The sequence below is a fragment of the Pediococcus cellicola genome, from assembly GCF_001438655.1.
Lineage (GTDB): Bacteria > Bacillota > Bacilli > Lactobacillales > Lactobacillaceae > Pediococcus > Pediococcus cellicola.
The window spans coordinates 74,625-83,104 of record NZ_JQBR01000009.1; the positions used below are offsets into that span (position 1 = coordinate 74,625).

9 protein-coding genes are annotated in these 8,480 nt (G+C 39.2%); 4 read left to right on the forward strand and 5 right to left on the reverse strand.

What is annotated here, in order from left to right:
• Nucleotides 1-147: 147 nt before the first annotated feature.
• Nucleotides 148-2,004: an FAD/NAD(P)-binding protein gene (locus tag IV80_RS08300; protein WP_057752118.1), complete on the forward strand. Its 1,857-nt coding sequence runs from the start codon at nt 148-150 to the stop codon at nt 2,002-2,004.
• Between the two features lie 160 nt (nt 2,005-2,164).
• On the opposite strand, the gene IV80_RS08305 is transcribed toward IV80_RS08300, so the two are convergent.
• From IV80_RS08305 to IV80_RS08320, 4 genes are all read right to left on the reverse strand, one after another.
• On the reverse strand, nt 2,165-2,680 hold the full coding sequence (locus tag IV80_RS08305; RefSeq protein WP_057752121.1) for a hypothetical protein: 516 nt from the start codon (nt 2,678-2,680) through the stop codon (nt 2,165-2,167).
• 46 nt (nt 2,681-2,726) lie between these two features.
• Nucleotides 2,727-3,341 (reverse strand): histidine phosphatase family protein, encoded by a 615-nt coding sequence (locus tag IV80_RS08310; protein WP_057752124.1) that lies wholly within the window; start codon nt 3,339-3,341, stop codon nt 2,727-2,729.
• A 71-nt stretch (nt 3,342-3,412) separates the two neighbouring features.
• Nucleotides 3,413-4,246: a YitT family protein gene (locus IV80_RS08315; RefSeq protein ID WP_057752126.1), complete on the reverse strand. Its 834-nt coding sequence runs from the start codon at nt 4,244-4,246 to the stop codon at nt 3,413-3,415.
• 272 nt (nt 4,247-4,518) lie between these two features.
• On the reverse strand, nt 4,519-4,842 hold the full coding sequence (locus tag IV80_RS08320; protein ID WP_057752129.1) for a hypothetical protein: 324 nt from the start codon (nt 4,840-4,842) through the stop codon (nt 4,519-4,521).
• A 332-nt stretch (nt 4,843-5,174) separates the two neighbouring features.
• On the opposite strand from IV80_RS08320, the gene IV80_RS08325 reads away from it, so the two are divergent.
• Nucleotides 5,175-5,777, forward strand: coding sequence for a nitroreductase family protein (locus IV80_RS08325; RefSeq protein WP_057752133.1), 603 nt, complete (start codon nt 5,175-5,177; stop codon nt 5,775-5,777).
• 66 nt (nt 5,778-5,843) lie between these two features.
• Here IV80_RS08325 and IV80_RS08330 read toward each other — a convergent pair whose 3' ends face one another.
• A complete protein-coding gene (locus tag IV80_RS08330; protein WP_057752136.1) occupies nt 5,844-7,082 on the reverse strand; it encodes a CPBP family intramembrane glutamic endopeptidase in 1,239 nt (412 codons plus the stop codon).
• Between the two features lie 189 nt (nt 7,083-7,271).
• Between IV80_RS08330 and IV80_RS08335 the strand changes: the two genes are divergently transcribed.
• Together IV80_RS08335 and IV80_RS08340 are read left to right on the forward strand one after the other, a co-directional pair.
• Nucleotides 7,272-7,634: a DUF1304 domain-containing protein gene (locus IV80_RS08335; RefSeq protein ID WP_057752139.1), complete on the forward strand. Its 363-nt coding sequence runs from the start codon at nt 7,272-7,274 to the stop codon at nt 7,632-7,634.
• Between the two features lie 36 nt (nt 7,635-7,670).
• Nucleotides 7,671-8,453, forward strand: coding sequence for a potassium channel family protein (locus IV80_RS08340; protein ID WP_057752142.1), 783 nt, complete (start codon nt 7,671-7,673; stop codon nt 8,451-8,453).
• The last annotated feature ends 27 nt before the right edge of the window (nt 8,454-8,480 follow it).

Genomic DNA, 8,480 nt, shown 5'->3' on the forward strand with positions numbered 1-8,480 from the left:
TTACATATTCTTACAATGATTAGTGTAACCGTTTTTAGAAAGCGCTGTCAACCGTCTTCTACGGGAGGTTTTATTTCTTCTTTCCAACCGTTTATGTGCTACGATATAAGTTAGAGAATTTATTTTATAGAAACGCGGTGACTTATCATGAAAATTGCATTAATTGGCGCAGGGCCTCGAAACCTAATGGCATTAGAACGCCTTTTGGCTTGGTATCCACGTGTCCAAGTTTCCAATCTAGAAATTCACTTATTTGATCCATTTGGCATTGGTGGTCGCGTTTGGCAGTCCGATCAACCTCATGAACTTTTGATGAATTCACTTGCCGCTAAAATCACCTTGTTTACAGACCACACGATTGAAATGGAAGGACCAGTTAATCCGGGGCCTACCTTATTAGAATGGGCGCAGCGCTCTGGGATTACCTTTATACAGGCAGGGCACTATGAAAAAGCCAACTACCTTGTAAAAGAAATTGGTCATCTGACTTCAGAAAGCTATTCAAGCCGAGCTTTATTTGGTGTTTATCAGGATTGGTTCTATCAGCAACTCGTTCAAAAAGCTCCCGAGATGGTTCACATTGAGCTTCATAAGACAGCCGTCAAGACGGTCAAAGGGCTCACACACCATGCTTACGAACTCCGTTTTGACGATTCAGCAGAAACCTTTGATGGTGTCTCAATGGCATTAGGTGAAGGAATGTCAGAACCTTCTTCAACTGAAAAAGAACTGACACATTTTGCAAATGAACACCATTTAATTTATTTACGCACGGGCTATCCTTCTGAACAAGCTTATGACTCAATACCTGCCCAAAGTTCTGTTCTTTTACGCGGCCTAGGTTTGAACTTTATGGACGCCATGATCATGTTAACCACACATCGTGGCGGTAAGTTTCACCGTCAAAAAGATGACACCCTAGTCTATGAACCATCTGGTAAGGAGCCTAAAATCTATGCGGGGTCCGGTCGGGGATTCCCTTACCACGCACGTGGCTTCGATCAAAAAGCTGTCGGTGAAACGCGACCTTTGTACTTCTTATCGAATCAACTTGTGGCTCACATGATTGAAAATCAGGAACAGATGAGCGGTCAAGAATTTCTAAACGATATTTATTCAGATGCAGCCTGCACGTATTACACCAAGCTGGTTGCCCAAAAATACACGGGAATTAGTGCTCATGAATTTGAGCAAGCCTTTCAAAACGATCCGCTTTCAAAAGAAGTCTTAGATGATTATGGTATTGCTGAGGAGGATCGCTTAGATTGGGAGGCACTGGCCCATCCAGATGCTTTTGCCAAGACCTATGCTGATTTTCAAAAAGTGTTGTTACAATATTTGGACCACGATATTACGGAAGCCAAATGGGGCAACAAGACCAGCCCATTTGCCAGTGCCATGGATACTTTACGGGAGTTACGTACAAATATCCGTAAAGTGGTGACCTACAAATTAATTTCGGATGAAGACTATGCGAAATATATTCTTGGTGGTTTTAACAGTTTCAATAGCTTTTTAGCAGTTGGCCCACCAATTCTGCGCTTAGAACAATTACTGGCCTTGATTAAGGCCGGTGTGATTGAAATTTTGGGCTCTCAGTTACAACTAGAAACATCTGGAAATGAGTTTGTGGCATATTCCAAACGTTATCCAGAACACAAAGTAGCTGTTAAAAGTGTCATTGAAGCTCGGTTAGCTCCCGTTGACATTAGAATCAGTCGAAATGAATTAATTCAAAACTTACTGGAAACCGGAATGGCACGTCCATATGAATTGCATTTTCAAAATGGTAGTACGAAACAATTAGGTGCCATGGATGTGACGACCGAAACCGCGGAGATGATCGACAGCGATGGTGATCCCGTGCCTAACGTTTACATTTGGGGACTTTCCACAGAGGGCAGACATTGGCTCACAAATGGCAGTCCTATTCCAAGCGTTAATGATGTCCGTTTACGAATGGCAGATATGATTGCAAATCAAATTCTTACCTATACTGACTAAAAATAAATCTAAAAAAGAGCTCTCAACTTGGGCGGACAGTCTCAAGTTGAGAGCTTTTTTGGTCTTGTACGTGCAGTATTTTTGACGAAAAACCATTTTTTCGTGAAATCAAAAAAACACCTTGGTAGTAACCAAAGTGTTTTCACGTAAATTAAGCTGATCACTGTAGTTTAAAACTCACACTATGTGTCTGACCATCAGCCGATTTCACTTGAATTGTGACAGGATCTGTTTTGTTTTGATAAGCATAAGTGACATCTAGATCACGCACTGTTTCGTCTTCATCAAAATCATCATCACGTTCAGCGGTACGTAGTGTTTTCCCGTCTTGCGTTGCCTTGATTTCACCAAAGTTGGCGAAATTGGCCCGTTTTTCAGTTTTAGGCTCCCAATCCACCTTTACTTCTAATTGACCATCATCAATTTCAGCTTCAATTTGATGAATCGTGAATTTATTGAATTGCCAAGGACTGGTCAAAAGCTGTGTTTCGTCATCCGTATTGACCACTAGACTTGAAGCGTGACTACTTGTTGAAGTGGCTTTTTTGGAAGAACTAGCTTTTGAAACCGATGAACTACTCGTGTCGCTTTCTGAGCGTGAATCATTTGAATTATTGGCGCAACCACCTAATAAAAGGAATGCAGAGGAAAGAAGCAAGATTGTTGTTTTTTTCATAAGATTCTCCTTTGTTAGTGAGTCCTAGTTTTTATTTACCTTATCTTTAGTGAAACATTTTTCCGTAATAAAATAAACCTTGTTGCTCATTTTCAGCAATTTCTATTTTTGTCACGCTGCAGTTAGCTGGTTCCTTAAATGCCAAGGGGTCCATGGCTTTAACCGCGTTTTGTGCAAAGCTTCGTACCGTAAATCCGTGGGTCACAATAATTATTTTTTCATGAGCATACTTTTGATGCATTTCAGCCGTGAACTCAGCTACACGTTTTTCTACGTCCGTAAATTTTTCACCGTGTGACACTTCGTAGTAACTAGGATAAACCGCGTTGCTACCAGGGATGAAATATTCTCCATATTTGGCCTTTAATTCCTCATCATACCGGCCGTCCCAGTCCCCATACGAAATTTCCAAAAGACGCTTATCAATTTGAATGGGCAAGTTTCGTCCAGCATTCAAGATATCAGCTGTATCCTTTGCTCGCGTCAACGGACTAACAATGATGCGGTCCGCAAAGCTAATATCAAAATTGTCATGCAGGTCTTTTGCTTGTTGGATTCCAGTTTCATCTAATTGTGAGGGCTGCTCGTCAACTTGCCCCTGTTTAAAGTTCGTCACATTTCCACGCGTTTGCCCATGCCGCACAATATAAAATTCAGTCATGTCTATCTGTCACTCCATCTCTCGTTGTTTAAGTCCATGTTACAGCTTTCGTATCGAAAATGAAAACCCTTTTAAAAATTCCCACCTCGAACTTCTGCCACATTATAAACTAACGCAAATGCATCAGGGGCAACTGCATGAATTTCGTTGAGAATATGTTGATACTCGGCGTTTTCAACCACAAGCATCAGCATTTGTTTTTGATCTCCAGAATAGCCACCTTTGACATCAAAAATGGTGACACCTTTTTCCATTATCGTCACTAGGCTGTGCTTGACATCCTCAAGATTCCCGTCACTCATCACATAAATAACCTTTTTCCGGTCCAACCCCGTTTCGATATAGTTCATGATAAACATGGTTAAAACTGATGACAGAATCGCTAAAAAGAAAGCTTCAAAACCAGAAACGAACACGTTGAAAAAGCAAACCAAACCATCAATGGCTAATAGCCCAAACGCCGGTTTGATATTGAAGTACTTTTTGAAGATTAGCGGTGGTACCGTGGTGCCACCACTAGAAGCATCAATATGATAAAGCAACGCCACTCCGGCAGCAAAGATGGCCCCACCAATAATTACGGCTAATAAACGGTCATCTACCAATTTAATTTGTGGTGTTAATGCCAAACAGACGGGTAAAAATAAGCTACCAAACGTAATACGGGCAGTAGTTGCTTTATCCAAGGTAAAATACGACAAGACTAACATTGCCACGTTTAAAATTAAAACGACAATCGACATATTCATTCCAAAAGCTTCATGTAATAGAATGGCAATTCCGGTTGTCCCACCCGAAGCAACATTATGTGGTGCGTAAAACATATTAATACTAATCGCAATGATTTCTAGGGCAATTAAGATTAAGCCCAGTTGAATCAGCCAGTGAAACTTGCGTTTATTCATCACATCACCTTTCCTTTCGGTTAATTTACTTAATTTAATTATCGCAAATCCCTACATAAAAAGCTAATGATGTGTATAAATTCGCAGTATACAAAAAGAGGCTGGAAAAAATTCCAGTCTCTCTGAATCTTATTAGTTGAAATCGGGAAAAAGCCTGACTTCTCCACTTAGCCATAAAGCCAGCCAATTTAAAAAAGCAATCATTTGATTTCCTACGACACACTCGAAATCAAAACACCTTTTTCCCCATTTTTTCCTAATTTTTTCGATTTTTATTGATGATCTAAAACGAGTTCAATAACACCCTTACGCGGCGCAAAGTTAATATTAACAACTGTCTCTGTTAATATTTTTTCGTATTCCACTAATGCATCTGCTGGTAATGGTGTATTTTTGCTTAACGCAACCAACACATCATCTACTGTCGTACTCAAAGAAATTGTCATAAAAATATTGATTTTTTCAATCACATCTTTTACCAAGTCCGTCAATAAGCCATTTGGTTTCCCTTGAGCATCGGTAATGACTAACTGGCGACTATTCACCAACGCATGATCAATCCGACTAATCCGCACAACATCAAATACCGATATCATTTGTCCAACCCCACTTTTGCTTAGTATACCAAGCATTATATCTCAAAAATGGTAGCGGAAACAAGGCGTACGACTTCAAATTTATCATTTAATTCATTTCATCATTTTCATTAAAAATTATGAATTCAAACTTGGCACACCCATCACAACAAAAAGACATTTTATTTCATAGTTAGAACGGATCGTAGCAAGCCAAGATGTGAATGACGCGTATAGTCTCCCGACGATGGCACCTATTTTTGAACACTTTCGGTAGTTACCCTCTTTACTTACTAAATGTGAGCTGCTAGGATTAAGAAGTAAATTTGACATGAATGAGAGGGAAAATAAAAATGGATACACAATTTTTAGATACTTTGAAAAAAAGGCGTTCAATTTATAATCTGGGTAAAAATATGACTTTAACCGATGACGAAATTAACAGCTTAGTAAAAATGGCCATTCGAGAATCACCCACATCCTTTAATGCACAAACGACCCGAGCTGTAATCTTATATGGCAAAAAGCACGACCAACTTTGGGACATCGTCGTTAACCGCCTGAAATCTGAAGTACCTAGTGCACAAGTTTATGAGACTACCAAACAAAAAGTGGCTAGTTTCAAGGCTGCTTATGGCACCATTTTATACTTCACAGATCGTGCGGTTGTGGCAAATTATGAAAAACAAGTGCCATTGTATGCCGTCAACATCGAACCTTGGTCAGAACAAGGACTTGGTGGCGCACAACAAAACGTGTGGACCGCTTTAGCTGCCAACAACATTGGCGCAAACGTTCAGCACTATAACCCCATCATTGATGGTGAGGTCCGTCTTGCTTTTGATATTCCTGAAACTTGGGTCCTAAGAGCACAAATGCCATTCGGTTCAATTGAACAACCTGCGGCACCAAAAACTTACATCGATGACCACGACCGTTTTAAAGTTTTAAAATAAATTTTGTTACTAAAAAAGCATATGACCAGGCAATTTTTTGAATTTTTGCTTAGTCACATGCTTTTTTTAATCCTCGTAATCTAAAGTAGCCTGAATCGCCTGCTTACGTTTGCCAGTCATCAGAAAGATAACAATTAGGATGAAGACCACTACTTGTCCGATAGTAGTAAGCCAATCGATTGTGCCCGGTGCTGACATGATCATACTAGCCGAACTCGATAATCCTAAGAAATCATTTAAGAAGTGAATCAAAATCGGAAAACCTATGTTTCGTGTGTACAAGTAAATAGAAGAAAAGAGCAGCCCTGCGGCTCCAGCTGACAACATTTGTTCAAATGTAGCCGACCAGGACTGACCGGCAAAGCCATTTGCAAAATGCCATAGACCAAATAAAATACCATTACTACATACAGCCCATTCAATCTGATGCCGATTATTTTTTAGTGCCCGTAGGCATAAGGACAAAATTGCAAATCGGAAAAACCACTCCTCTTGAATCGTCGTCAAAGCCGTCAAGACCATTTTTAAATTAATTTTGGCCATTGAAAAGTCATACTTAAACAAAATATCTGAAACATGGCTGCCACTACCAAACCCATTCCAAATGACATACCATAACGAAAAAATAACTAAAAAGGTAACGACACCCCAATTAGCCTGTTTGGAAAATGTAAAACTAGGTAGTTTGAATCCCCACAGGTACATTAGAAAAGTCACACTGACTAGTATGGCAACGACGTCTGCTGCCTGCGTTTCATTAATGGTTTGAAGGACATACCCAACCTGCTTAGGTCGCGTATATTCCATGATTAATTGTGAGCCGGCACTGATTCCTTCGACAATTAAGAAACAAAGTAAAATAATGCGACCTACCAGAGATTCAATCTGCATGTACACAAAATAGGTCACGGGAATATACATGAAAAGCAAATATACCAGAAAAATAACGGTCAGTATAAGAAAACTTAAATGAGTGAGACGATGCAAAATCAGCATTAAATAGGATAAGCCAATCGGTAGTAATATGGCTTGACCCATTGTTTGAAAATAATAATTGCATTTTCTAAGTGCCCGCCTTATTTTTTGCTTTGCTTGTAATTCTTTTTCAAACGGAATTTTGAGTGCTAGAATCACCGTCAAAACACTAAAAAGCAAAATAATGACTCTTCTTGCTGTGACTTGTTCATGTTCAAACAGGAATGAATAGCCAATTACCCCCGCAAAGCTCAAGAAGCTCACAATTAGTTGACCAATATACCATTGTTTTAATCGTCGAACATGTTGTTCAGATAATTCTCGTTTCATTTTTAACTCCCCCTCAGAGGAATTATCCGTCTCATTTCAGGTCTTTGTCAAATTGTGATTTTCAAAAGATATCGTTGTTTCACAGCTTTATCTTTTAGCCAGTAAGATTCAAACCAAGTAGTCATTAAGTTCGCATATACCCGATGAATCCTCTACAATAAAACTATACCGAACAATTTGGAGGAAATCATGACAACTTTAACACTCTTTTTAGTTGCATTAATTGCTTTAGAACACTTGGGAATTATGTTAATTGAAATGTTTGCAGGTCCTAAAACACAGGCTCGCACTTTCGATATGCCACTAAATTTCGTAAGCCAAACACATACGCGTACTGCTCTGGCGAATCAAGGCATTTATAACGGCGCATTGGCTTTACTTATTATTTTCAGCCTCTTTATTTTTAATGGAGCGATGCTGATGGCAGTCATTCGTTTATTCATGATTTTTATCATGATCGTCGGTGCCTATGGTGGCTTAACAGTTACCCGTAAAATTTTCATCGCTCAACTACTGCCAGCGACTATTATATTAATCTTGTCATTTTTATAAACCGTTGCGTGTCATTTTTATTTAAGGGTGATTCAGGTGAAAGAAAAACTAACCGCTCTTTTTAGCTCTGCTGCCTACAATATTTTAATTGCCGTTTTGGCCATAATTTCTATCGTACTAGCAGTCCTTGACATTAGAAATACGGCAAATTTGCAAAAAATGCCGTTCAGTCTGATTGATAATAGTATTCTCTTCTTCTTTACCTTTGATTATTTCTGCCGGTTTAGCTTGGCCAAGAAGAAAAATCAATTCTTTTTGAATAATATTTTTGACTTGCTAGCCATTATTCCATTTAATTCGTTGGCTTCCTTTTTGCGTGTGGCGCGCTTGGTACGTATCGCCCGTCTCTTGAAATTAATTCGTTTCACGCGCGTAGTTGGATTAACTGGGAAGTTTTCGCGTAATGTACAACGATTCTTGAAAACAAACGGTTTTATTTATTTTATATATGCCAGCGTTGTGATCCTGTTTTTGGCCACCAACTTGTATGCCATCGTAGAAAACGAAAGTTGGAATAATGCCTTTTGGTGGGCTATAACCACTACAACTAATGGAGGCTATGGCGATATCAGTCCACAAACCCTAATTGGCAAAATTGCTTCCGTTTCGTTGATGCTGGTTGGAATTTGTTTAGTTGGTATCCTTACCAGTACCATCACAAACTTCTTCGTTCATACCGAACTACCCGACAAACCAGAATTGGAAAAAATCACCAAACAAAATCAGCTTTTACTGGAAGAAATTAAGACCCTAAAAACAGAAATACATGCTTTAAAGCAGCCACGCGACCATGTGGAGAAAAAACACAAAGATAATTAGGACAGCTTCCCAAAACAAGTAAAAAGA

What these genes read in the sequence shown, in the direction of transcription:
- IV80_RS08305 (WP_057752121.1), bottom strand. Translation starts at nt 2,680, where the DNA reads ATGAAAAAAACAACAATCTTGCTTCTTTCCTCTGCATTCCTTTTATTA.
- IV80_RS08330 (WP_057752136.1), bottom strand. Translation starts at nt 7,082, where the DNA reads ATGAAACGAGAATTATCTGAACAACATGTTCGACGATTAAAACAATGG.
- IV80_RS08315 (WP_057752126.1), bottom strand. Translation starts at nt 4,246, where the DNA reads ATGAATAAACGCAAGTTTCACTGGCTGATTCAACTGGGCTTAATCTTA.
- IV80_RS08335 (WP_057752139.1), top strand. Translation starts at nt 7,272, where the DNA reads ATGACAACTTTAACACTCTTTTTAGTTGCATTAATTGCTTTAGAACAC.
- IV80_RS08300 (WP_057752118.1), top strand. Translation starts at nt 148, where the DNA reads ATGAAAATTGCATTAATTGGCGCAGGGCCTCGAAACCTAATGGCATTA.
- IV80_RS08310 (WP_057752124.1), bottom strand. Translation starts at nt 3,341, where the DNA reads ATGACTGAATTTTATATTGTGCGGCATGGGCAAACGCGTGGAAATGTG.
- IV80_RS08320 (WP_057752129.1), bottom strand. Translation starts at nt 4,842, where the DNA reads ATGATATCGGTATTTGATGTTGTGCGGATTAGTCGGATTGATCATGCG.
- IV80_RS08325 (WP_057752133.1), top strand. Translation starts at nt 5,175, where the DNA reads ATGGATACACAATTTTTAGATACTTTGAAAAAAAGGCGTTCAATTTAT.